The sequence below is a fragment of the Mycolicibacterium arcueilense genome (genome assembly GCF_058536225.1).
In genome coordinates this window covers 52,582-76,448 of sequence record NZ_JBZTYL010000034.1, presented here as the reverse complement: position 1 = coordinate 76,448, position 23,867 = coordinate 52,582, and the positions used below count along the sequence as shown (strand labels likewise).

At 65.7% G+C, this 23,867-nt stretch carries 22 protein-coding genes and 1 pseudogene; 14 read left to right on the top strand and 9 right to left on the bottom strand.

The features are described 5' to 3' along the window. Window position 1: 1 nt before the first annotated feature. The 4 genes from AC4LGL_RS28985 to AC4LGL_RS28970 are packed head-to-tail and all read right to left on the bottom strand — an operon-like array spanning window position 2 to window position 3,480. Window positions 2-625, bottom strand: a complete 624-nt coding sequence (locus AC4LGL_RS28985) for an Rv0361 family membrane protein (protein WP_491841756.1) — start codon at window positions 623-625, stop codon at window positions 2-4. Continuing rightward, on the bottom strand, window positions 625-1,353 hold the full coding sequence (locus AC4LGL_RS28980) for a hypothetical protein (RefSeq protein WP_491841755.1): 729 nt from the start codon (window positions 1,351-1,353) through the stop codon (window positions 625-627). The genes AC4LGL_RS28985 and AC4LGL_RS28980 overlap by 1 nt, the downstream gene beginning before the upstream one ends. Next, window positions 1,350-2,261 carry a hypothetical protein gene (locus AC4LGL_RS28975; RefSeq protein WP_491841754.1) on the bottom strand — a complete coding sequence of 304 codons (912 nt, stop codon included), beginning with the start codon at window positions 2,259-2,261 and terminating at the stop codon, window positions 1,350-1,352. The genes AC4LGL_RS28980 and AC4LGL_RS28975 overlap by 4 nt, the downstream gene beginning before the upstream one ends. Window positions 2,262-2,307: 46 nt before the next feature. Further along, window positions 2,308-3,480, bottom strand: coding sequence for an FAD-binding domain (locus AC4LGL_RS28970; protein ID WP_491841753.1), 1,173 nt, complete (start codon window positions 3,478-3,480; stop codon window positions 2,308-2,310). A gap of 131 nt (window positions 3,481-3,611) precedes the next feature. Here AC4LGL_RS28970 and AC4LGL_RS28965 point away from each other — a divergent pair, with 131 nt between their 5' ends. From AC4LGL_RS28965 to AC4LGL_RS28935, 7 genes and pseudogenes are all read left to right on the top strand, one after another. Beyond that, window positions 3,612-4,646 carry a patatin-like phospholipase family protein gene (locus AC4LGL_RS28965; protein WP_491841752.1) on the top strand — a complete coding sequence of 345 codons (1,035 nt, stop codon included), beginning with the start codon at window positions 3,612-3,614 and terminating at the stop codon, window positions 4,644-4,646. Next, window positions 4,646-5,749 (top strand): galactokinase, encoded by a 1,104-nt coding sequence (locus AC4LGL_RS28960; protein WP_491841751.1) that lies wholly within the window; start codon window positions 4,646-4,648, stop codon window positions 5,747-5,749. Before AC4LGL_RS28965 ends, AC4LGL_RS28960 begins: the two co-directional genes overlap by 1 nt. An 18-nt stretch (window positions 5,750-5,767) precedes the next feature. Continuing rightward, window positions 5,768-6,643, top strand: coding sequence for a formylglycine-generating enzyme family protein (locus AC4LGL_RS28955; RefSeq protein WP_491841750.1), 876 nt, complete (start codon window positions 5,768-5,770; stop codon window positions 6,641-6,643). Between the two features lie 125 nt (window positions 6,644-6,768). Continuing rightward, window positions 6,769-7,581, top strand: a complete 813-nt coding sequence (locus tag AC4LGL_RS28950) for a GntR family transcriptional regulator (RefSeq protein ID WP_491841749.1) — start codon at window positions 6,769-6,771, stop codon at window positions 7,579-7,581. A 62-nt stretch (window positions 7,582-7,643) separates the two neighbouring features. Further along, the gene (locus AC4LGL_RS28945) at window positions 7,644-9,008 is read left to right on the top strand and encodes an arylsulfatase (RefSeq protein WP_491841748.1); all 1,365 of its coding nucleotides are present in this window, start codon (window positions 7,644-7,646) and stop codon (window positions 9,006-9,008) included. Window positions 9,009-9,064: 56 nt separating this feature from the next. After that, a pseudogene (gene gyrB / locus AC4LGL_RS28940) lies at window positions 9,065-10,982 on the top strand (DNA topoisomerase (ATP-hydrolyzing) subunit B). Window positions 10,983-11,151: 169 nt separating this feature from the next. Next, window positions 11,152-12,051, top strand: coding sequence for a hypothetical protein (locus AC4LGL_RS28935; protein WP_491841747.1), 900 nt, complete (start codon window positions 11,152-11,154; stop codon window positions 12,049-12,051). On the opposite strand, the gene AC4LGL_RS28930 is transcribed toward AC4LGL_RS28935, so the two are convergent. Both AC4LGL_RS28930 and AC4LGL_RS28925 read right to left on the bottom strand, forming a co-directional pair. After that, window positions 12,027-12,362 carry a DUF202 domain-containing protein gene (locus tag AC4LGL_RS28930; protein WP_491841746.1) on the bottom strand — a complete coding sequence of 112 codons (336 nt, stop codon included), beginning with the start codon at window positions 12,360-12,362 and terminating at the stop codon, window positions 12,027-12,029. The two genes, AC4LGL_RS28935 and AC4LGL_RS28930, sit on opposite strands and share 25 nt — an antisense overlap. Beyond that, window positions 12,359-12,703 (bottom strand): YidH family protein, encoded by a 345-nt coding sequence (locus AC4LGL_RS28925; protein WP_491841745.1) that lies wholly within the window; start codon window positions 12,701-12,703, stop codon window positions 12,359-12,361. Before AC4LGL_RS28925 ends, AC4LGL_RS28930 begins: the two co-directional genes overlap by 4 nt. A 143-nt stretch (window positions 12,704-12,846) precedes the next feature. On the opposite strand from AC4LGL_RS28925, the gene AC4LGL_RS28920 reads away from it, so the two are divergent. The 4 genes from AC4LGL_RS28920 to AC4LGL_RS28905 are packed head-to-tail and all read left to right on the top strand — an operon-like array spanning window position 12,847 to window position 17,487. After that, window positions 12,847-14,304 carry an ABC transporter substrate-binding protein gene (locus AC4LGL_RS28920; RefSeq protein ID WP_491841744.1) on the top strand — a complete coding sequence of 486 codons (1,458 nt, stop codon included), beginning with the start codon at window positions 12,847-12,849 and terminating at the stop codon, window positions 14,302-14,304. A gap of 23 nt (window positions 14,305-14,327) precedes the next feature. After that, window positions 14,328-15,215, top strand: coding sequence for an ABC transporter permease (locus AC4LGL_RS28915; protein WP_491841743.1), 888 nt, complete (start codon window positions 14,328-14,330; stop codon window positions 15,213-15,215). Next, on the top strand, window positions 15,212-15,961 hold the full coding sequence (locus AC4LGL_RS28910) for an ABC transporter ATP-binding protein (RefSeq protein ID WP_491841742.1): 750 nt from the start codon (window positions 15,212-15,214) through the stop codon (window positions 15,959-15,961). Before AC4LGL_RS28915 ends, AC4LGL_RS28910 begins: the two co-directional genes overlap by 4 nt. A gap of 29 nt (window positions 15,962-15,990) precedes the next feature. Next, window positions 15,991-17,487, top strand: coding sequence for a SulP family inorganic anion transporter (locus tag AC4LGL_RS28905; RefSeq protein WP_491841741.1), 1,497 nt, complete (start codon window positions 15,991-15,993; stop codon window positions 17,485-17,487). Window positions 17,488-17,491: 4 nt separating this feature from the next. Here AC4LGL_RS28905 and AC4LGL_RS28900 read toward each other — a convergent pair whose 3' ends face one another. The 3 genes from AC4LGL_RS28900 to AC4LGL_RS28890 are packed head-to-tail and all read right to left on the bottom strand — an operon-like array spanning window position 17,492 to window position 20,379. Then, window positions 17,492-18,325 (bottom strand): NYN domain-containing protein, encoded by an 834-nt coding sequence (locus AC4LGL_RS28900; protein ID WP_463805217.1) that lies wholly within the window; start codon window positions 18,323-18,325, stop codon window positions 17,492-17,494. Window position 18,326: 1 nt separating this feature from the next. After that, the gene (locus tag AC4LGL_RS28895; protein ID WP_491841740.1) at window positions 18,327-19,328 is read right to left on the bottom strand and encodes an ABC transporter ATP-binding protein; all 1,002 of its coding nucleotides are present in this window, start codon (window positions 19,326-19,328) and stop codon (window positions 18,327-18,329) included. A 1-nt stretch (window position 19,329) separates the two neighbouring features. Beyond that, window positions 19,330-20,379 (bottom strand): ABC transporter permease, encoded by a 1,050-nt coding sequence (locus AC4LGL_RS28890; RefSeq protein WP_491841739.1) that lies wholly within the window; start codon window positions 20,377-20,379, stop codon window positions 19,330-19,332. A gap of 151 nt (window positions 20,380-20,530) precedes the next feature. Here AC4LGL_RS28890 and AC4LGL_RS28885 point away from each other — a divergent pair, with 151 nt between their 5' ends. From AC4LGL_RS28885 to AC4LGL_RS28875, 3 genes are all read left to right on the top strand, one after another. After that, window positions 20,531-22,180, top strand: coding sequence for an acyl-CoA synthetase (locus AC4LGL_RS28885; protein WP_491841738.1), 1,650 nt, complete (start codon window positions 20,531-20,533; stop codon window positions 22,178-22,180). Window positions 22,181-22,290: 110 nt separating this feature from the next. Continuing rightward, the gene (locus AC4LGL_RS28880) at window positions 22,291-22,611 is read left to right on the top strand and encodes a hypothetical protein (RefSeq protein WP_491841737.1); all 321 of its coding nucleotides are present in this window, start codon (window positions 22,291-22,293) and stop codon (window positions 22,609-22,611) included. A 230-nt stretch (window positions 22,612-22,841) separates the two neighbouring features. After that, the gene (locus tag AC4LGL_RS28875) at window positions 22,842-23,867 is read left to right on the top strand and encodes a hypothetical protein (protein ID WP_491841736.1); all 1,026 of its coding nucleotides are present in this window, start codon (window positions 22,842-22,844) and stop codon (window positions 23,865-23,867) included.

Genomic DNA, 23,867 nt, shown 5'->3' with positions numbered 1-23,867 from the left:
ACTATTCGCCGCAGACTTTCCAAGCCCCGCCCTCTTTTTGGAAGTCCAGTTGGCGGGTTGTGCCGGTTTTGTCGAACGTGAGCGTCGCGGCGGCACTATCACCGTTGACCGTCACATCGGTCACGGTGAAACCGCGTTCCTGCGGCTGTTCGTCTGGCGCCGAATGCGAGTCGGCATCGTCGGTGTCCTGCAGGCTGTGTGCCCGGTCGGCGCACATCAGCGCGGCCGCCGCGGACATGTCGTCGCGGTTGATCGCGTCGGCAAACGAGTAGGTGGCGTTGGTGATCAGTTCCTTGTCGGACTTGTGGAACACGAAAAACGCGGTGAGCCCGGCTGCGATGAGGACCACGGCCACAACAGGAGCGCCGATCAGCAACCACTTGCGCGACTTCTTCGCGGGGGGAGCGCCCATCGGGTAGTAGGCCAGCTGCGGTGCCCCGGGAGGACCGTATGGTCCGGGGGTGCCGAACTGACCTGGGGGACCGTACGGACCGGGGCCGCCGAACGGTCCAGGCCCGCCGAACGGACCAGGGCCCCCGAACTGACCAGGGCCGCCGAACTGACCGGGAGGACCATACGGACCAGGCGGGCCGCCGAAGATCGGCGGCTGCGGAGGCTGGGACATCATTCCACCTCGAATCGGACGAGTAGGAGAGCGTCGAGTTGCTCTGCGAACTCACCTGGCGGGTCAGGATCGTCGTAGCGGTATACCTGGACGCCCATGCCGGGCGGCACATCTGGGGACAGACACAAGCGCAGGCCGCTGTAAGTCCGAGTGACCATCAGCAACCGGTCAGCCGCCGGCCCCTCATCCCACTCTGGGACGTCGTCGGGGTCGCCGTCGGACACCGCCTCCGCCAGGGTTGGCATCGCGCCCACGGCCATCAAGCCAAAGGACTGCCCGTCGGGCACGGTGAACGAGCCATGGACTGTGCGATAGAAATCGACCAGCGCCGCCGGCGCCGCCGACCACAGCTCCGGATACCGCGCGACCGCCTTCGCCGTCGGCGGCTCGCCGACCCATACGGCCACGGTGCGCTGGGTCTGCTCATACCCCACGTCGGCGAAACGGAAGACAAACTCGACGACATAGACGAGCACTGGACGGTCATCGCGCTGGCCCACCCATGCGTCGACCAGGAACTCTTGCAGCACCCCCCAGAATCGCGGGACCAATGTGCGCGCGCCGTCGGTCCACAGCGACAGCGCCGCCACCGCACGCACGCTCGGATCGGCTGCGTCGAACACCGGTAGCCACGACGCAGGGACCATCTCCCGCTGCTCGGGTCCTAGTCGGGATACGGCCGAGCCGCGGCGGAACTGTTCGTCGATCTCGTCGTCGCTCACGCTCATATCGGGATACCCAGACTATCGAGGATCTGCTTGGTGATTTCGGTCAGCTCGGCGACTGTCTCGAGTTCCAGTTCTTGTTGCTTGTCGATCCAATCTGGATCTGCTCCGGTCACCACAGCGGCCTCGCCGGCCTGCTTGGACCGGTTGGCCTTCCGTGACAGCCACTGCATGTTCAGCGGCGAATGCGCCACCTGATACATGTACTGCGGAGGGAGCTTGATGAATCCCGGGATGTAGAACAGCCGGGCCAGCGGCACGATGTGGTCGGGCTCGACCTTCGGGGTGCCGTTGCCGTTGGTGCCGATCATCACGCCGCTGCCGGACGGGTAGGCGGGATCCGGTGACCCTGCCTCTGGCCAGCCCTCACCCTGCAACGGGATGTCGCCCAGCGCCTCCTGATCTGGCGAGGTGTTGCGCAACACGTCGTATAGCTCCCGGCCCGGCTCCCAGACCGCGGTCTTCGCGTTGCCGCGGATGTTCGGCAGCACGGGCGGCTTCTGCTGGCCCAGCCGATCCTGCGCCTGCTTCATCTTCTGCACAGTCGTCGCAAGAGGTACGCGGATCTTTCCGCCGGCGGCGAGGCGTGAGGTGGCTGCGGCGCAAGCGGCGAGATTCGCGTTCGCCGCGTCCTTCTCGGCATTGAGTCGGGCTGCCTCTGCGTCATATGCATTGGCTTCGGCCTGCTGTCGCGGCACGATGAAATGGTGCGGTATGGTGTTGTGGCTGTCGATCTTGGCCTCGACGGCCTGGCTGGCCGACACCTGGATGGGGCAGGAGTCGGCGAGGGGGTCTGCGTGCGCGCTCGCCGCACCGCCACTCGCGATGAGGACCGCCGCGGCCAGCGCTGCTCCGCCGCGCCGGGCCCACCACGACGGGCCCTTCCTGTTGTTGTGAAACTGGCTACGCACGGCACCGACCCTCCCCCGGTGAAACTAGTGGTAGCAACCCTACTGCTCACATGATTGGGTAGTCGGGCAAATCGAGGTCGTCGCGCACACTGCCGGCGAACAGCCCTGCTATCGGGCGTCCCAGGTTCATCGCGCGCAGCGCGACATCGCGGAACCACAACCCGAACCGGGTCCTGGTGGCGAAGAAACCGAGCATCCGTTCGGCTCCGGCCTGCTTGCCCTCGATGAACGGTCGCAACAGCGACTCGTAACGCGCGAAGGCGCGGCGGTGATCGTCGCCGGCGCGGGCGAGTTCCCCGGCCAGGGCGTATGCCTCGGTGATCGCCAGCCCAGTGCCCTCGCCACCGAGCAGCGAGATGCAGCCTGCCGCATCGCCGATCAGCAATACCCGGTCGTTCGACCAGCGGTCCATGCGGATCTGGCTGACCACGTCGAAGTAGAGATCGTCAGCCTTGTCCACGGCAGCCAGGATCTGTCGCGATTCCCATCCGGCATCGTCGAACTGGTTGTGTAACTGTTCTTTTGGTGTCATACCGCGGTCGTCGTGCTGGTCGCGGAACACGAACAGGAACATGGTGCGGTCCCCGCGCAGGGTGAACTGCCCGATCTGGCGCCCCGGAACGCTGTACGTGAGATAGGTATCCGAAGTCCCGCCGCCGTAGCCGTCGACCACACAGGCGGCGACCTTGCAGCCCAGGTAGTGCTCGAACCGGTCCTCGGGTCCGAACACCAGGCGGCGCACGTTGGAGTGCAGCCCGTCGGCGCCGATGACGAGGTCGAAATCGTCGGCCGGGTTCTTGTCGAAGGCCACCCGCACCCCGTCGGGTCGCTGGTCGATGCGGGTGATGCTGTCGTCGAGCACCGTCGGCACGGAGTCCTCGACGGTGCGGTAGATGGCGGCGGCCAGGTCGCCGCGGGGCAGGCTGGTGTAGTCGTTGCCGACCATACGGCGGAATACATCGACGCGGAGTTCGGCACGGGTCGCGCCGTCGGGTCCGAGCGAGCGCACCGACTCCACGTCATAGCCCGCGTCGCGGATGGCGGATTCGATGCCCATCTTTCGGGTGACCCGGTAGCCGATGCCCCAGAAGTCGATCATGTAGCCGCCGGTCCGAAACGCCGGCGCCCGTTCGATCAGCGTCGGCTCGTGGCCGGTGCGATGCAACCAATGCGCGAGCGCCGCCCCGGCGACCCCGGCTCCACTGATGGCTATCCGCATGATGATTCGAGGCTACTCGTGGGGGCGGCGTGCTGAGCCGTGCCGTTGACGAGGCCGGCGCGAGCGCAGACCAGGTCAACCAGCACCCCGATGTCCAGCCGAGCGTCAGACTCGCGTGCCAAGCTGGGAGCATGGCTGCGAAACGTTCCCCGCACCGTGCCGACCTCGTACTTTCCGGCGGTGGCGTCAAGGGCATCGGCCTGGTGGGCGCCGTCGTCGCGCTCAAGGACGCCGGTTATTCGATCGAACGGATCTCCGGGACCTCGGCCGGCTCACTGGTCGGCGCTGTGGTGGCTGCGGCCGAGAAACGTAACGAGCTGACCAGTGCCCAGCTGCGCGAGCTGGCGCTGAACGTGCCCTACCGCAAATTTCGCGACAGCGGGCCGATCGAGCGCATCCCCGTATTGGGAACGGCGTGGGGGCTGCTGCGGGAGACCGGCATCTATCGCGGGGATTTCGCATACGACTGGATACGCAGCGAGCTGAAGAACCTGGGCGTCAAGACTTTCGGTGATCTGGCGATCGACGATGATCATCTGCTTCCGGAACGGCGCTACCGATTCGTGGCCACGGTGACCGACGTGACCACCGGGCAGCTGGTGCGTCTGCCCTGGGATTACCGGCGGGTGTACGGACTGGATCCCGACGAGCAGCTGGTCGCCGACGCCGTGCGGGCCTCGATGTCGATCCCGTTTCTGTTCCATCCGGTCACGCTCAACACCGCTGCCGGCGAGCCGTGCACGCTGGTGGACGGCGGAGTCTTGTCGAACTTCCCGATCGACTCGTTCGACCGACCCGACGGTGACGCGCCGCGCTGGCCGACGTTCGGGGTGACGGTGGTGCCGTATCTGCCGGCACCGTCGGCCGAGCAGCTCATCCCCGGGTTGGGGATGTTGCGCTGCGGCGAGCCGACCTTCCTGGAAAGCCTGCTCACCACCATGCTGGTCGGCCACGACCAGGCTCATCTGAGCCTGCCGTGGGTGAAGGTACGTGCGGTACAGGTGGATTCGACCGATGTCGGGGTGCTGGACTTCGACATCACCCGCAATGAGGCCGAGGCACTGTACGAGAAGGGCTACGTGGCGACGACGGAGTTCCTGTCCACCTGGGACTGGCCCGCCTACCTGGACCGCTTCCGCCGGGCCACGCGGGTGGACCCGCGCTAGTGCGAATCGAGTACTCCGCCCCAGGCCGGGTCAATCTGATCGGCGAGCACACCGACTACAACCAGGGCTTCGCGCTGCCGATTGCCCTGCCGCAGCGGACCTTTGTGAGTTTCGATCCGGACCCGTCGGGCGTGCTGTCGGTATCGAGTTCGCTCGGCGACGGGCCGGCGCGGATCGGTCTGGATACCGTGCCCGGGCAGGTCACCGGCTGGGCAGCCTACGTCGCCGGGGTGGTGTGGGCGCTGCTGAATGCCGGGATCGCGGTGCCCGGCGGGACGATGGCGATCACGAGTGAAGTGGAGATCGGGTCGGGGTTGTCGTCGTCGGCAGCGCTGGAATGCGCGGTGCTGGGAGCGCTGCTCGCTGCCGTCGGTGTCGATCTCGATCGCCGCGAGCAGGCGCACATTGCCCAGCAGGCCGAGAACGAGTACGTCGGTGCGCCAACGGGTCTGCTCGACCAGTTGGCGTCACTGTTCGGTGAACCCGGGCAGGCTCTGCTGATCGATTTCCGCGACGTCACCGTGCGACCGGTGCGCTTCGATCCCGACGCATCCGGCGTGGCACTGCTGGTGATCGACTCGCGGGCCCGGCACGCGCACGCCGGTGGCGAGTATGCAGCCCGGCGAACATCGTGTGAGCGGGCCGCCGTCGCACTCGGCGTGGCCTCGCTCCGCGAGGCCGATCCGGCTGCGCTGCACAGGGTCACCGATCCGGTCGATGCCCGCCGTGTCCGTCATGTGCTGACGGAGAACCAGCGGGTGATCGATTGTGTTGCCGCGCTGGCTTCCTCGGAGTTCGAGGCAGTCGGCGCGCTGTGGAACGCGTCGCACGCCTCGATGCGCGACGACTTCGAGATCACCACACCGCACCTCGATCTGATCGCGGCGACCGCTGTGCAAGCCGGTGCACTGGGAGCGCGGATGACCGGCGGAGGGTTCGGTGGCTGCGTCATCGCGCTGGTGCCGGGGGAGCAGGCGGACGCGGTCGGCGAAGCGGTGTCGCGAGCGGTGCGTGCGGCTGGCTATCCGGAGCCGGGCATCACCAGGACGCACGCCGGCGGTGGTGCGGGGCCGTGGGAGCATCGGACTGCGCCAGCTTCCTGACCTACCTAGTCTGTCCGCATGCTCACCGAACTCGTCGCACTTGACGGCGGCACGTACCGCATGGGATCGCAGAACTTCTATCCCGAGGAATCGCCGGTTCACGACGTGACGGTCGCACCGTTCGCCATCGAGCGGCATCCGGTGACCAATGCCCAGTTCGCCGAGTTCGTCGCTGACACCGGCTATCTCACGGTGGCCGAGCAGCAACTGGATCCTGCGGCATTTCCGGGGGTGCCCGCCGAGGAGCTCGTCCCGGGTGCGCTGGTGTTCCAACCGACCGACGGACCGGTGGATCTGCGGAATTGGCGGCAGTGGTGGACGTGGGCGGAAGGCGCGTGTTGGAAGCATCCGGAGGGGCGCGGGTCGGCCATCGTCGACCGGCCCGATCATCCAGTGGTCCAGGTCGCGTACCCGGATGCGGCGGCGTACGCCGCCTGGGCCGGACGACGGCTGCCGACGGAAGACCAGTGGGAGTACGCGGCCGGCGCGGGCGTGACGACTGTCTATGCCTGGGGTGACGATGTCCGGCCGAGCGGGCAGTTGATGGCCAACACGTGGCAAGGCCAGTTCCCGTACCGCAATGACGGGGCTCTGGGTTGGACCGGGACTTCACCGGTTGGCACGTTCCCGTCGAACGCTTTTGGTCTGGTCGACATGATCGGCAACGTGTGGGAGTGGACCACCACCCGTTACACGCCTCGGCGTCGCGCGGTCGCCGAGACATCTGGATGCTGCCCCGCACCTACCGGTGACCCATCGGTGATGCAGGTCCTGAAAGGTGGGTCACACCTGTGCGCCCCCGAGTACTGCCATCGCTACCGCCCCGCCGCCCGGTCCTCGCAATCACAGGACAGCGCCACCACTCACATCGGATTTCGCTGTGTCGCGAGCTAGCATGCAGTGGCGGAAGCCGCGCCTAAACGCCGCCTCATAGCCGCTGGCCTAGGGCTTTACGAAGTAACAGGTGGCGTAACACGCGCCGTATCGCCACCGGGTGCCAGCGGTGGCACAGTGAAGTCATGACCCGCCGCCCGCACATCCCGCCGAAGGACTTTCCCCGTCCTGCGAACAGGGAATACGCAGGGACGCGGGCCGATGCCGCCCGGTGGGCCCGCGATGTCCTGCGTGGCCAGATCCTCGACGGTGTGTACGGCGGATTGGCGGCCGCGCGCCCGCTGCTGCCGCCCGAGAACGAACTCGCCACCGAGTTCGGGGTCAGCCGCAACGCGATCCGTGAAGCGCTCGAGCTGCTCCGTGGCGAGGGCCTGATCACCCGCGTGCAGGGGGCAGGGACCTTCGTCACCGGCGCCAAGCTGAGCCAGCGCATCGATCGCCTTGAGGGATTGGCCGAGTCTCTGGCAGGGCACCAACTGCCCGTCGAGAACACGGTGCTCTCCGTGCGCGAGTCGGTTGCGTCGCCCTTCGTCGCCGCCAAACTCCAATTGCCCGAGAACGCACCGATTCTCTTCATCGAACGGCTGCGGTCCGTCGGCGGGGTGCCGCTGTCGCTGGACACCACGTCGTTACGGATCGGGGCGATACCTGTGGACGCCAACCTCGATCGCCAAGATGTATTCGCCTTGATAGAACGCGAACTCGGTATGCGGCTGGGCTGGGCCGAGATGACCGTGGAGTCTGTCTCGGCAGATGCCAACACCGCCGCGCTTCTGCAAATCCGTTCCGGCGCACCACTGTTGCTGCTGCACCGGTTGACCCACCTGGAAGATGGAACCCCGTTCGACTTCGAGACCGTGCGCTATCGCGGGGATCGATGCTCGTTGATGACGATTGCCGCGCGGTCGCCTGACCAGCCGTCACAGCCGCCAAAGTAGCCGGCACTTCTCCGCTTCACCTTCACCGGATTTCACCCTATCGACAGAGAGGTAGCTCAACCATGCCCAAAAAACCCAACATCGTGTATTTCCACGTCGACAACCTAGGAATGGGCGAGCTCGGCTGCTACGGCGGCGGCATCCTTCGCGGCGCTGACACCGCCCGGATGGACGCCTTCGCAGCCGAGTCGCTGAAGCTGTCGCATTTCGTCGTCGAACCACAGTGCACGCCCACCCGCTCCGCGCTGATGACCGGGCGATACCCGATCCGATCCGGCAACCACACGATCGCGCTCGGCGGAAATGGCGGCGGGATCGTGGCCTGGGAGCGGACCATGGGTGACATTCTGTCCGAAGCCGGCTACGCCACAGCATGTTTCGGCAAGTGGCATATCGGTGCCGAGGACGGCCGGTGGCCGACCGATCACGGGTTCGATGAGTGGTACGGCCCGGCACGCACCTATGACGAGTGCCTGTGGCCCGACGATCCCTGGTACAAGGCCGAACGCGACGGCTACTCCTACATGTACGACGGCACCAAGGAAGACGGTGTCCGGACCACCGACCAGCAGCTGACGGTCAAACTCAAGGGTGAGGTCGACGGCGAATACGACCGCCGGGCCAAGGCATTCATGAAACGCAGCGTCGAGGCGGACAAGCCGTTCTACCTGTACCACAACCACTCACTGATGCACTTCCCGATGGAGGTCCGTGAGGAGTTCAAGGGCAAGAGCACCAATGGGAATTGGGGTGATTCGCTGCTCATGCTCGATCACGACTTTGGCAGCATCCTGGATTACCTGACCGAACTGGGCATCGAGGACAACACCATCGTCGTCATGGCGGGAGACAACGGTGCCGAAGACCACCTGGCCGGTCGCGGCACGGCAGGCTTCTTCGACGGGTCCTACTTCAGCTCCGCCGAGGGCGGAATCCGTACCCCGTGCCTGATCCGCTATCCCGGACATGTCGCGGTGCGTGAGAGCAACGAGATGGTGCACGTCACCGACATGTTCCCGACCTTGCTGCGGTGGGCCGGCTGCGAGGTTCCCGAAGATCGGATTATCGACGGCATCGATCAACGGGAATTCTTCGCCGGCGCTGAGGAATCCAATCGAGAGGGCTGCATGGTGTGGCTCAACGAGGAACTGCATGCGGTGAAGTGGTCGCAGTTCAAGATCAACTTCAAACGACAGCAGCACTTCCACGACCCCGAGATCCCGCTGGGCTTCGCGCGGATCACCAACCTGCTGGAGGACCCAAAGGAACGTGAGGCCGTCAACCAGACCTGGGTGCGGTGGTGGGTGATGCAGCATGCCTACCGCTTCATCCAGGAGTTCGACGCCAGCGTCGAGACCGAACAGCTGATTCCGGCCGGCGCGCCGATCGATTTCGTCCCTGTCCGCGAACCTGCCAGCACCAAGTAGCACCTGAAGCCCTGCCCCGGTCGGGGCAGGGCTTCTCTCTCAAAGAAAGACCAGCCATGACCACCACCTATGGTGCGGAATCGATCACGATCCTCGAAGGGCTCGACGTCGTCCGCAAACGCCCCGGCATGTATATCGGGTCGACCAGTGAACGCGGCCTCCACCACATGGTGTGGGAAGTTGTGGACAACGGTGTCGATGAGGCCATGGCCGGGTTCGCCACCCGCGTCGACGTCGCATTGCTGCCCGACGGCGGTGTCGAGGTAAGCGATGACGGTCGTGGCATCCCGGTCGCCATGCACGAGACGGGAATTCCCACAGTCGACGTCGTGATGACCCAACTGCACGCGGGGGGCAAGTTCGACGGCGAGTCCTACCAGGTGTCGGGTGGCTTGCACGGCGTGGGAGTATCCGTCGTCAACGCGCTCTCTATCCGTCTCGAGGTCATCATCAACCGCGACGGATACACCTGGTCTCAGCGCTACGACCGGTCGGTCCCCGGGACCCTTCACCGTGGTGATCCGTCCACACTCACCGGTACGACGGTCAGATTCTGGTCGGACCCAGAGGTTTTCGAGACCACCGAATACAGCGCCGAGACCATCGCGCGGCGTCTGCAAGAGATGGCGTTCCTCAACAAGGGTCTGGTTCTGACGCTGGCCGACCGGCGAACCGCCGACGATGACACCCGCAGTTTTCACCACCCAGGCGGACTGATCGACTACGTCGCCCACATCAACCGCGTGAAAGAGCCTATCCAGCCGAGCATTATCGCGTTCGATGGTGCAGGGGCCGGACACGAAGTCGAGATCGCGATGCAGTGGAACTCGGGGTATTCCGAGTCGGTACACACCTTTGCCAACACCATCAACACCCACGAAGGCGGCACCCACGAGGAGGGCTTCCGTGCGGCGTTGACCAGTGTGGTGAACAAGTATGCCAAGGAGAAGAAGCTGCTGAAGGACAAGGACCCGAACCTCACCGGCGACGATATCCGCGAGGGGTTGGCGGCGGTGATCTCGGTGAAGGTCGCCGAGCCGCAGTTCGAGGGGCAGACCAAGACCAAGCTCGGTAATGCTGCAATCCGGTCGTTCGTGCAGAAGATCTGCAACGAGCAGTTGACGCACTGGTTCGAGGCGAACCCGGCCGAGGCAAAGATCATCATCACCAAGGTCGCGTCCTCAGCGCAGGCGCGGGTCGCCGCCCGGCGGGCGCGGGAACTGGTGCGACGCAAGAGTGCGACCGAGATCGGTGGGCTGCCGGGCAAGCTGGCCGACTGCCGCTCTACCGATCCGCGCAGGTCCGAACTGTATGTGGTGGAGGGGGACTCGGCCGGCGGCTCGGCCAAGAGTGGCCGCGACTCGATGTTCCAGGCCATCCTGCCGCTACGAGGCAAGATCATCAACGTCGAAAAGGCCCGTATCGACCGGGTTTTGAAGAACACCGAAGTCCAGGCCATCATCACCGCTCTGGGCACCGGGATTCATGACGAGTTCGACATGACCAAGCTGCGGTACCACAAGATCGTACTGATGGCCGATGCCGACGTGGACGGCCAGCACATCTCCACCCTGCTGCTGACACTGCTGTTCCGCTTCATGAAGCCGTTGATCGAACACGGCCACGTCTACCTGGCGCAGCCGCCGCTGTACAAGCTCAAATGGCAACGCAGTCAACCGGAGTTCGCCTACTCCGACCGCGAGCGCGACGCTCTGCTGCAGAGTGGGAAGGCGGCCGGCAAGCGGATCAACGTCGATGACGGTATCCAGCGTTACAAGGGTCTGGGCGAGATGGACGCCAAGGAACTGTGGGAGACCACCATGGATCCGTCGGTGCGCGTGCTACGTCAGGTGACGCTCGACGACGCGGCGGCCGCAGACGAACTGTTCTCGATTCTCATGGGCGACGACGTGGAGGCGCGCCGCAGTTTCATCACCCGCAACGCCAAAAGACATCCGTTTCCTCGACGTTTGACCGGTTGACTCCCCATACGCCTTTCAAAACACTGTGACGAGCGTGCAGCCTTTCCGGCCGGAAACGCGAGATCATCCGTAGAACCTGCACACTCGTCACAGTGCCCGTACTTGTGGATAACCCCCGACAGAGCCCGAGAATTGTCGGTCAGCCCGCTGATGCTGGCCTCATGACCACGCAGTTTCCCGGAGCGTTTCCCGGCAGACGGCCCAGCCCGTTCCTGGGCAGAGAGGCGATCAGGGCCGGGCTTCTCACCACACACGAACTCGAGACCAAGTACAGAGCCATCTATCGCAACGTCTACCTGGCCAATGAGGTCGCGTTGACCCCACTGCTACGCGCCCAGGCGGCTTGGTTGTTCGCCGGCCCGGATGCGGTGATCAGCGGAGTGTCGGCCGCGGCCGTCCATGGCACCAAGTGGCTGGACGCCGAGGCGCCCGCGGAGATCGTGCGCGCCAACCGGCACGCGCCGGACGGGCTGCGGGTCCACTCGTATGCCCTTGCCCCAGAAGATGTCTGCGAGTTCGACGGCATGCGGGTCACCACCGTCGCGCGCACCGCGTTCGACCTCGGCCGGTTGTTGCCGCATACGCAGGCGGTTCCGATATTGGATGCGCTGCTGAACAGGACGGGGTTTGACCCCGAGGAAGTGTGGTTGTTGTACGAGGCGAATCGAGGTATCCGGGGCGTCGACCAGCTGCGGATGGCACTGGCGGAGGCCGACGGCGGTGCTGAAACGCCGCTTGAGACACGAACTCGACTTGTGCTGGGCTATATCGGCATACCCGGACTCGAAACCCAGATACCGTTCTTCGACACCTGGGGCTTGGTGTGCACCCGAGTGGCGATGGGATGGCGCCGTTGGCAGGTCGCCATCGAGTGCGACGAAGAACGGGACTGCCCGGACTATCGACGGTGGGTGCATGCCCAGACGGCCGAACTCGAGTCGTTCGGTTGGTCGGTGGTGTGGGTGACTCAGTCGATGGTGTCCGGTCCATCAGACTTCGTGCCGCGGGTGCGGCAGAAGCTGCTGGTCGCGCAGCGTCAGGCCGCCAGCATCGCCAGGTAGGTCACCACAAGAGCACCTTCGATGATGACGGTCGCGCCGACGGTCGGCAGATAGCGGCGCCCGGCGGCGGCGCAGTGCCGCGGGTGCGCCACCAGTTGCCGACGGCGGTGCGCTCCGAGCGTGTAGACAGCGGCGGCCAGCACGGTCGCGGCGAGGACGACGGCTATGCGCAGGGGACTGGCGAGGAGATAGCCGTCACGCACAAGCACCAGCACGCCGGACGCGGCGATCGCCAGCGACGTGCGGGTCCAGGCCAGGGCAGTCCGTTCGGCCTGCAGTCCGCGGTCCTGTGCCAGCGCCTGGCGCGTCATCGGACGGTCGCCACGATCGCCAAGCCCACCGTCACCAGTCCCATCATGGCCAGGCCTGCGGTCAGATAGGTGGGCACGGCAGCTCGGGGCAGCGGCTCGTCATGGCGCATCGCTCGATCCACCTGGGCCCAGCGGCGCAGACCCGCGACGGCCGTCAGGATCGCCATGACACCGACCGCCACTCCCAGTATGTGCCGCAGACCCGGGACTGTCAGTTCGGGCATGAACTGCACCACCGCGACGGCCGCCGCGAGCAGCCCGAGGGACGTGCGCTGCCAGGCCAGAAACGTGCGCTCGTTGGCCAGCGTGAACCGGTAGTCGGGTTCGATCGGGATATCCACGGCTGCAAGCTTTTCCGAAACGAACACGGCTTGCCAGGACGGTAGTGGTGGCGTAACCTCGGCGTTCTTTGTGTGCCGATGGCGTAACTGCCGCGCAACCTCCTATGACAGCGAGGTAACAGAAGCCGTCGAACCTTGTCGGTATGGACGACGTGCAACATCTCCCTCGGGGCCGGTGGCGAGCTCGGTCGGCTGCGCTGCTGACCGCATTCACGGTCGGCGGCGCCCAACTCCTCACCGGCTGCGGTCTGCTCACTGAGCCGACCGTCGTCGTCAACGTCGGCTACCAATCGAAGACCATCAATACCGTCAACGCCGGCACCTTGCTGCGCGACCGTGGTGACTTCGAGAACGCTCTCAAGCAGCTGGGAGCCTCCACCGGCACCAGGTACCGGGTGGTCTGGCAGGACTTCGCTTCGGGAGCGCCGCTGACCGCGCAGATGATCGCCACACACGTCGACATCGGTTCGATGGGTGACTACCGGTTGCTGACCAACGGATCCAAGACCCGCAAGTACGACGACGCCGTCACCGAAATGATCGCGACAACCGGTTACAACCTGCGTGGATCGTTGAATCAGGTAGTGGTGCCGTCGGATTCAACAGCCCGGACGCTTGGCGACCTGACCGGCAAGAAGGTGTCGACGAGCCTCGGGTCGGCCGGTGACGGAATGTTCTCCACGGCTGTGCGCGCCAGCGGGATGGACAAGGGCGCGGTGCACATCGTCAACCAGGATCCGTCGGTGGGCGCCTCGGCCATCGACGGGGGACAGGTCGACGGACTGGCGCAGTTCGTGCCGTGGCCGCAACTGGTGATCTACCGCAACCAGGGCCGGCTGCTGTACGACGGCGGCGAGAACAATGTGCCGACCTTCCACGGCGTGGTGGTGCGCAAGCAGTTCGCCGCGGGTCATCCCGAGGTGATGGCGGCGTTCCTGCGGGCGATGAAGTCGACCACCGACGACATCGTCGCTCATCCGCTTGCCGCGGCGCAGCGGGTGGGAGAGCTGACCGGCATCGAACCCGAGGTCATCTACCTCTACAACGGTCCCAACGGGTTGGTGAGCTTTGACATGACTCTCAAGGAGCAGTTCCTCACCGCGTTCACCTTCGTCAAGGAGTATCTGGTCGGGCGCGGTTCGGTGACAAAGGATTTCGACGTCACCGCTTTCCTCAACGATAGCTATCTGCAGCAGCTGCTCGGCGACGAGTATGCGCAGCGCCGTGCCAGCGTGGCCAACCCGATGACACTCACCGGTTTCGACGACCTGTGCGGGCTGCCGGTGAACGACCCTGCGCAGGCGTCCGAGGTGTGGGCGTCGGGATCGGAGAGCACCGACGTTGCCGCAACCCCGACCTGCCTGCTGCGCCGGGTCGCCGCGACTCCGGAGGTGCGGGCGGCCTATGTGCCCGATACCCCGACCGGGCTCCGGATCTTCGCCGATCACGCTGTGTGGCTGGACGATCCGTCCGCACCGCCTATGCAGCGCTACAAGCCGTTCGCGACCGCCGGCGGCGCAGACACCTACAGGACAAGCCATCCGCAGGCAGTACCCGTCGCCTACCCGGCTGCCGTGGGGCAGTCCCGCACTGCCGGCTGAACCCCTCCCAGAAAGGAAACCGTATGACCGAGCTCATGACCCGGCCCACGATCACCGCCCCGCGGCTGTGGTCCCCGGCCCACCGGAGCGACACGTCGCCGCGCCGCAGCCTGGCGGACCTGCTGCCCGCATCCGTCACCCGGCGCGTTCCGGCGCTGCTGCTGCCGTTGATCCCGATCACCGCTTTTCTGGTGGCCTGGCACCTGCTGACCACCAACAACGTGGTCGCCTGGTTGCGGTTCAACCGAATGCCGGCGCCGGAGGCAGTGCTGCAGGCGCTGCTGGCGAGGATCAGCTCAGGCGGTTACTACGACGACTTGTTGGCCAGCCTGCAGCGCATCCTGCTCGGCTTCGGTCTGGCCGCGATGGTCGGCATCGGGGTGGGCGTGCTCGTCGGCCGCTCCGAGGTCGCGCGAATGACGTTGCGGCCGTTCATCGAACTGATCCGACCGATCCCAGCGATCGCGCTGGTGCCGCTGACCATCCTGCTGTTCCCCTCCAGCGAGCAGGGAATCGTGTTCATCACGTTCTTTGCGGCGTTTTTCCCTGTGGTGGTCAGCACCATCCACGCCATGGATTCCATGCCGAAGGTGTGGGAGGAGGCTGCACAGACCATGGGTGCCGGCCGAGTCGCGCTGTTGTTCCAGGTGATCATCCCGGGGGCGCTGCCAGGCATCTTCGCCGGGCTGTCGGTGGCGATGGGCGTGGCGTGGATCTGTGTGGTGAGTGCCGAGATGATCTCGGGCCAGTTCGGCATCGGGTACTACACCTGGCAGGCCTACGGGCTGCTCGACTATGCGGGTGTCGTGGTCGGCATGATCTCCATCGGAGCGCTGGGGTTGGGAACCGCCTGGCTGGTCGAGCGCGTCGGACGCCGGGTCAACCGCTGGCTGCCGAGGGCCGCCCGATGAGCGCCGGCGCCGTCAACCTCCAGCAGCTGCAACTCGGCTTCAACGGCGTGGTCGCCGCCAACATCACCCTCAAGATCGAACCGGGTGAAGTGGTGGTGTTCCTCGGTCCGTCCGGCTGCGGCAAGTCGACCATCCTGCGGGCCCTGGCCGGGCTGCTGAAACCCATGGGCGGCACCGCGACTGTCGATGGTGCACCCGTCACCGGTAACGCCGCCCAGTGCGCCATGGTGTTCCAGGAGGACGCGCTCTTCCCTTGGCGTTCCGCACTCAAGAACGTTCAGTTCCCACTCAAACTCCGTGGGACGCGCGGCAACGAACTCAAGGTGAAGGCCACCACCCGGCTGGAACAGGTCGGGCTCGGCGACTACCTGGATCACCTTCCCAGCCAGCTGTCGGGTGGCATGCGGCAGCGGGTGCAACTGGCCCGTACGTTGGCCTGCGAACCGCGGGTGATGTTGATGGACGAGCCGTTCGGTGCACTGGATGCGCAGACCCGGCTCGAGATGCAGCAACTGCTGACGTCGGTGTGGGAGACCCAGCAGATGACGTTGCTGTTCGTCACGCACGATGTCGACGAGGCGCTGCTGCTGGCCGACCGGATCGTGCTGTTGAGCCATCGGCCCGCGACCGTCGCCGACATCATCACGATCGAGAAGCCCCGCACACCCGAGGCACAGTTCGAGGAGTCCTATCAACGGCGCCGACGCGCCATCCTGGACTTTCTCGGGCATCGTCCAGCTGCATAACTGATCTGGCTGTTCGCCAAGGAGATTCGATGAGTATCACCATCCCTGGATTCCGCGCGCCTTCAGAGGCCGTCACCCGGCCGTCGCGGTGGTCGCCGGCCGTGCTGCGCACCGAGGTGCTGGCCGGTTTGGTCGTCGCGCTGGCCTTGATTCCCGAGGCCATCGCGTTCTCGGTGATCGCCGGGGTCGACCCGCGGGTCGGTCTGTTCTCGACGGTGACGATGGCGATCACCATCGCCTTCACCGGCGGACGGCCGGCGATGATCACGGCCGCGACCGCAGCGGTCGCACTCGTCGTCGCACCGGTGGCCAGGGAGTTCGGGGTGGGCTACCTGATTGCCACCATCCTCTTGGCGGGCGTCATCCAGATGCTGTTGGCGGGGTTCGGGGTGGCCAAGCTCATGCGGTTCATTCCGCGCAGTGTGATGGTCGGTTTCGTCAACGCGTTGGCCATCCTGGTGTTGATGTCGCAGTTGCGGCATCTGATGGACGTCCCGTGGCTGGTGTATCCGCTGACGGCGGTGGGGGTGGGGCTGATGTTCTTGCTGCCCAAGCTCACCACGGCGGTGCCCGCACCGTTGGTCGTGGTGCTGGTATTGACCGTTGTCGTCGTACTCTTCGGCTGGGACGTACCCGACGTGGGAGATCAAGGGGCCCTGCCCGATTCACTACCGGTACCGGGGTTTCCACACGTGCCGCTGACGTTGCACACGCTGCAGGTGATCGCACCCTACGCGTTGGGTGCGGCGCTCGTCGGTCTGTTGGAGTCGTTGATGACGGCAAAGCTGGTCGACGACATCACCGACACACCGTCCAACAAGACCCGTGAGGCGTTCGGACAGGGCACGGCCAACGTGGTCACCGCGATTTTCGGCGGCATGGGCGGCTGCGCCGTGATCGGGCAGACCATGATGAACGTGAAGGTGGCCGGGGCCCGGACTCGCCTGTCCACACTTCTTACCGGGGTGTTCGTGCTGATCCTGGTGGTGTCGCTGGGCGATCTCGTCGGGCGGATCCCGATGGCCGCACTGGTCGCGGTGATGATCGTGGTGTCGTTCGCGACCTTCGACTGGCACAGTGTGACGCCGCAGACCTTGAAGATGCTGCCGCGCAGTGAAACTCTGATCATGGTGGTCACCGTCATTGCGACTGTCGCCACGGGAAATCTTGCGGTCGGGGTGTCGCTCGGGGTCCTCACGGCGATGGTGGCGTTCGCTCGCCGCGTTGCACACTTCACCTCGGTGACGGCGGTTACCGGGCCGGACGGGGTGCGGACGTATCGGGTCCGGGGAGATCTGTTCTTTGTGTCCAGCAATGATCTGGTGCACCAGTTCGACTATGCGGATGATCCCGCCGAGGTGGTGATCGACATGTCCGGTGTGTCGGTATGGGACGCGTCATCGGTGGCGAGTCTCGATGCGGTCAGGCTCAAGTACTCCTCACGTGGGAAGTCCGTGTCGTTCACCGGGCTTGACGGGGAGAGCCTGGACCGGCTGAACCGGCTATCAGGACGGCTGGGTGTCTGAGGTGTCAGCGCAACTTGACCATGCGCGTCGTCGAACTCTCGTCCAACTCGACAACATCGGAGCGCGACCGGAGGAAGTCGCTGAAAGACTTGAACCCCAACGATTTTTCGCTGAACGACGGGTCCATCCGCTTCATCTGGCCCTTGACGGCCGAGTTGTGCAGCCACTCGACGTCGTCCTTCTCCAGGCCGATCTGTAGCGCGCGGGTCAGCAGCGCGGTGGCCTGGGCCTGGGGGTCGGGTTCCTCTTTCTTTCGGGTTCGCTTCTGCTGCTTGGGTTCCGGCTCCGGGGCGAATGTCGGGATGCCGGGCAGGGCGTCGTAGACGACGAACTCGTCGCACGCGGCGGCCAGCATCCGGCTCGAGGAGCCGGCCACGCCGATGCCGACGACATAGCGGCCCAGGCGTTTGCAGCGCTGGGCGAGGGGGATGTAGTCGGAGTCGCCGGCCACGATCACCACGTGGGTGAGGTCGGGCAGCCGGAACATGTCCTCGACGGCGTCGACGGCCAACCGGATGTCGGCGCCGTTCTTGCTGTAGGCGGCGGTGGGGAAGAGCTGCACCAGGTCGACGGCGCGGCCGACGAGTTGTTCGCGGTATCCGGCGTTGACGTCGGCCGACCAGTCCGCGTAGGCGCGGGTGAGTACCAGGGTGCCGAAGGAGGAGGCGAAGTCCAGGATGGAAGCGACGTCGACGGTGGCCTTGGTGAGCTTGTCGGGCTCCAGGCCCTTGGCCTTGTCTTTCTGAAATGAGTTGCGGCCGTTGACCTGGTCGTAGCGGGAGATCACGATGTTGTCGAAGTCGAGGTACACCGCGACGCGGGTGTCGAGTTCGGTCATCTCAGTCCTCGGCCTCGGGCTCGGGCTCGGGCTGCCCGATCAGGTTGCGGGCGCCGGTGGGGCCGAGCAGTTCCCGGAATGCCTGGATGGTGTAGCCGACGACGATGGCGTCGGTCTTCGCGCGCGCGGTGGCAGACCGCGGCAGGCTGAACAGTGGCCCCATTTCCCCGAAGTAGTCGCCGGGGCCGACGGTCTTGATGACTTCCTCACCGCCGCTGGCCAATTCGCGCGCCAGTTCGATCTCGCCCTCGGTGACGATGTAGATCTGGTCACCCATCTCGCCCTGGGAGAACAACACCTCACCGGCCGCGATGGTCACCGTCTCGGTGTTCTGATGCTCGACGGCGACATGCGGGACGAGCTCCACGACCTGGTCGGCCAGCGGCAGGATGCGGGTGTCGTGGGTGGCGACGACGACCACGTGGTCGCCGCTGGCGAGTTCGCGGATGAGCCGCAGCACTTCCTCGACCTGGATGAAATCCAGGTGGGCGGTCGGCTCGTCGGCCAGGATCAGCGGTGGATCGAGGGCGATCGCCCGGGCGACCGCGACGCGTTGCTGCTGCCCGCCGCTGAGATCGCCGGGGCGGTGGTGCAATCGGCTCTCGAGGTTGACGCGGGTGAGCAGTTCGGTGGCGCGTTCGCGGGCTTCACGTCGGGTCCGGCCCGCGGCGCGCAGGGGCACCATCACGTTCTCCAGTGCGGTCAGGCTGGGTACCAGGTTGAAGGCCTGGAACACGATGCCGACGGTGTCGCGCCGGTAGTCCGAGAGCGACTTCTTGTCGAGCGTCGTCACGTCGATGTCACCGAACTCGATACGGCCCGCGGTCGGTTTGAGGATCCCGCCGAGGCACGACAGGAGTGTGGTCTTCCCGCAGCCGCTGGGGCCCAACAGAATTGACAGTGACCCGGCAGGAACCTCGAGGTCGAGGCCGTCGATCGGGCGTACCGCATAGCCGCCGCTGGAGTACTCCACGACGAGGTCTTTGACCATCAGATCAGCCATATCAGGGACCTCGGAATGCCAGTGCGGGGTCGACGTTCACGGCGCGACGCAGCCCGGCCACACTGGCCAGCAGGCCCACCACGACGGCGACGATCGGTAGCGCGACGAATGCCACGGTCGGCACGTCGCAACGCATCGGGAACAGCGGTCCGAGCAATAAGGACAGCCCGGCGCCCAGCACCGCGGCCAGCAGAGCGACCGTCACGGCCTGCATCGCCAGTCCGGCCATGATGGAGCGGCTGGCCACGCCGACGGCCTTGAACACCGCGAAGTCGCGGGTGCGTTCCAGTGCCGACAGGTAGATCACCGAGCCGACGATCAACACCGCGACCGCCCACAGCAGGCCCGCCATCAGGCTCATCGCCTGGTTGGCGCCCCGCAGTGGACGCACCATGTCGTCGATGGCGCCGGACCGGTCGACGATGCGGAATTCGGGTGGCGGGGGGCCCGGGTTGCCGACGATGCCGACCGAGGAGATCAGTTTCTGTCCCGAGAACAGCAGTAGTTGGGCGCCGGGGACCGTCAGGTAGATGTTGTCCTGGGCGGCCAGGGCGGTGAGGTCGTCGACCAGGCCGACGACGCGCAGTTTCGCCGCGCCGACCGCGACATCGGAGCCGATCGGCTGGTTCATCGTCGTCGAGACCGCGACCTCGTCGGTGGCGCGCGGGGCCCGGCCCTCCTTCAGCGCGGGCGTGCCCGGGCCCGCCTCGGGAACGCCGAACACGTTGACGTTGCGCGGAGTGCCGTTGTTGGGGATGGTCGAGGATCCGTAGACGAGCGGGACGGCGGTGGTGACGCCGGGCAGGCGCGCGGCGCGCTGGACGTCGGTGATCGGTAACGGCGCCGAGCCGAGGAACGGGCCCGCCGCACCGGCTTTGATCATGAATGCGTCGAGGCTCAGGGCGTCGACACTGCGTTCGGCCTCGACGCGGAAGCCGTGGGCCAGGCCCGTCAACACCAGCGTCATCGCGAAGACCAGGCCGGTGCCGACGGCGGCGATCAGGAATCGCCGTCGCCGCCACTGCAGATCGCGTAACGCCGCCATCAACACGTCAGTGCCCGCCGCATCTCTTCCGACGTTACCGAGGTGGATGTTGCTGGTGGCGGTTATTGGGGCATTTGGTGTGGGGGTGCGGTTTCGTGCCGGTGACGGGCGCCCCGCGCACTGCTACTGTCCAGCGAAATCGGCGAGGGGCAGAGGCATGCAAGCAATAGCCGAAGTTCGGCAAAAGCTGGGTCAGATCATCGAGTCGGGGCATGCGGTCGTGCGTCTCGTCGACCGGGGCATCATCGAGCCCCTGGATATCGGTGCGGTGGTGCGCAGCGCCAAACTTGCCCGGCTGTACGGGCCGCAGGCCACCATGGCAATTCAGGGCGGGCGCCGCTACGCAGACCTGCCTGCGGTGGTCGACGAACGCGGCACGTTGACCTATAAGCAGGTCGACGACCAGTCATGGGCGTTGGCGCACGGACTGCAAGGCCTGGGCCTCAAGGAAGGCTCCGTAGTCGGGCTGCTGTGCCGGGATCACCGCGGCCTGATCGTCGCGATGGCCGGCTGCGGCAAACTCGGTGTGCGGCTGGTGCTGATGAACACCGGCTTCGCCAAACCGCAGTTCGCGGAGGTATGCGCGCGCGAGGGCGTCAGCGTGGTGATGCACGACAGCGAGTTCCTCGGACTGCTCGACGCACTCCCTGCCGAGCTCCCGCGGATACTGACCTGGGTGGACGACGACGTCGAGTTACCCGACGGCGCACAGACAATCGACGACATCGTGGCGGCGAACCCGACCGGACCGCTGCCCCCGCCGAGCAAGCCCGGCGGGTCGGTCATCCTGACCAGCGGCACCACCGGTCTGCCGAAGGGCGCCCCGCGTGACGCTGTGTCCCCGTTCGCGACTGCGCAGATCGTCGACCGAGTTCCGTTCCCGCGCAAGGGAACCATGGTGATCGTCTCACCGATCTTCCACAGCACCGGCTGGGCCACCTACCTGGTGGGTGCCGCGTTGGGGAACAAGGTGGTGACGGCGCGGCGGTTCAACGCCGAGGGCACGCTGAAGCTGATGGCGGAGCAGCGGGCCGACATGCTGGTCGCGGTGCCGACGATGCTGCACCGGATGGTCGAACTGGGCCCCGAGGTGCTCGGCAAGTACGACACGTCGGCGTTGAAGGTGATCCTGATCGCCGGGTCCGCACTGAGCCCGGAGTTGTCCACTCGGGTCCAGGATGCCTTCGGCGACGTGCTGTACAACATGTACGGCTCGACGGAGTGCGCCATCGCCACCATCGCCATGCCGGCCGAACTGCGGGCCGCTCCGGGAACTGCGGGGCGTGCCCCGGTGACCTGCGAGGTGGTGCTCTACGACGAGAACGACCAGCGGGTAGAAGGCGCCAACCGGCGCGGCCGGATTTTCATCCGCAACGGTGCGCCGTTTCAGGGCTATACCGATGGTCGCACCAAACAGATCATCGACGGCTACATGTCCAGCGGCGACATGGGCCATTTCGACGAGAACGGATTGCTGTTCGTCGACGGCCGCGACGACGACATGATTGTCTCCGGTGGTGAGAACGTCTTCCCGCAGGAAGTGGAGAACCTGCTCGAGGAACGCGACGACATCGCCGAGGTGGCGGTGGTCGGTGTGGATGATGTCGAGTTCGGAAAACGGTTGCGGGCCTTCATCGTTGCGGAACCTGGTGCCAGCCCGGACGCGGCCGAGATCAAGCTGCACGTGAAGAACAACCTGGCCCGGCACAAGGTGCCTCGCGATGTGGTGTTCGTCGACGAACTGCCGCGCAACGCCACCGGCAAGCTGCTGCGACGGGTGCTCGTCGAGATGGTCGTCGATACCTGACGTCGGTGCGCTGGCCCTCATCACGCTTGTCACAGGCACGCCCGGTGAGACTCCTGGATTGTCGGTGGCTGGTGCGACGATGCGCGGTTCACTTCAAACAGGAGGTTGAGATGAAGCGTGTATTGGTGGCAGTCGTCGGTCTGGTGGCCGTCGCTCTGGCGACGAGCCCGGCGGCGGTGGCGTCGCCGTCGTGGACCATGCCGAATCTGATCGGGATGGATCTGCAGGGCGCACAGGACGCGATCCAGTCGCTGACGCACGGTGAGGTGTGGTTCAGCAGCTCGACCGATCTGACCGGGAAGGGCCGGGCCCAGATCAGCGACCGCAATTGGCAGGTGTGCAGTTCGACGCCGCCGCCCGGGTCGACGTTCGGTACGTCGACCAAGATCGACTTCGGGGTGGTGCGCATCGACACGGAGAAGTGCCCGTGAGGCTGTGATTTTTGGGGCTCGAAGCCGTCGCTTTGAGCCCCGAAAGTCGCTGCGTGGGCGGTAGGCCGGCCCGCCTTATTCTGGTTGACGACGGAACCGGGGGCCAGATGTTGCGAGCGATGATGTGTACGTCCGTGCTGTTGGCATTCGGGTTATCGGTGACGGCGTGCGGCCCCCGGACGGAGGCGCCGGTACAGCCTGATCAATCGAAGGTCTTCTTTCCAGGGACGGTGGAGACCTACGGACTCGACCTGACACCAACCGACCGGGATCATCTGGCCGAGCGGTACGCGCTGCGCCAGATCGATCCGTGCGGTTTCGTCGACCGGAAAACCCTTGAAGGCAAGGGCCACACGGACTTCAGCTACACCTATTCCTCGGTGTCCTGGATCGAAACCGGTGCGAATTCGCCTATCGCGACACTCGGTGGTGAGGGGTGCACGGTTGGCTTCCCGGACACCAAGGCGGGGCTCGAACTTCTGGTCCGACCGGGCGAAGTCCGGTGGAACGACAGCCAGTTCAATTCCGATCCAGCGCATCCGGGTGTCCTGGGGACGACGCCACCGGGCTGCACGTTTCGGGTTCCTCTGCCACTGGCCGGCCTGACCGGCGCACCCGAGTCGATGCGGGATCCGGTGATGGAGGTGTCTGTGGTGGATGTGACAGACGGGCGGCGGAACTCCGAGGACACCGAGCTGTGCGAGCTCGGTGGGGCGATCGCGGGTGAGATCGCGGCACACGTCGAAGCCAACGGCGTCCCGGTGCACACTGATAAGTCTTCAACTGCGACACGGTTTCTGACCGCCGATCCGTGTGCGGCAGCGGCGGATCTTCACGCGGTGGGCTTCGAATGGTGGGAACCCAAACCCGAAGCGCAGTGGCCGACGACGTGGCGGCATCCCGGTGTGTGCGAACTCCAACTCGATCCGGCCGCTGGCAAATCCGCCACGGCCGTAGTCAAATACGGACTGGTCAAGTGGTCCGATGACATTGTCAAGATGCCGTGGAGCCCAGAGTCGCAACGTAGCGAGCAGGACGGCGTGACACTGTTCGACGTCGGTGGGTCTTCGGGTCCAGACTGTTACGTGATCGCCAACACCAACCGCAGTATTGAACCGGTGACCGTGGGAACCGGGGCTGCCGACCTGGTCGCGTCAACTCCGATCGTCACGGTGGGAGTGAACACACCTACCGCAGGGAACTGCGCTGGCAGTGCGAAGGAAGTGGCACTGAGGGCAGTCCAGCGGGCGGGCTGA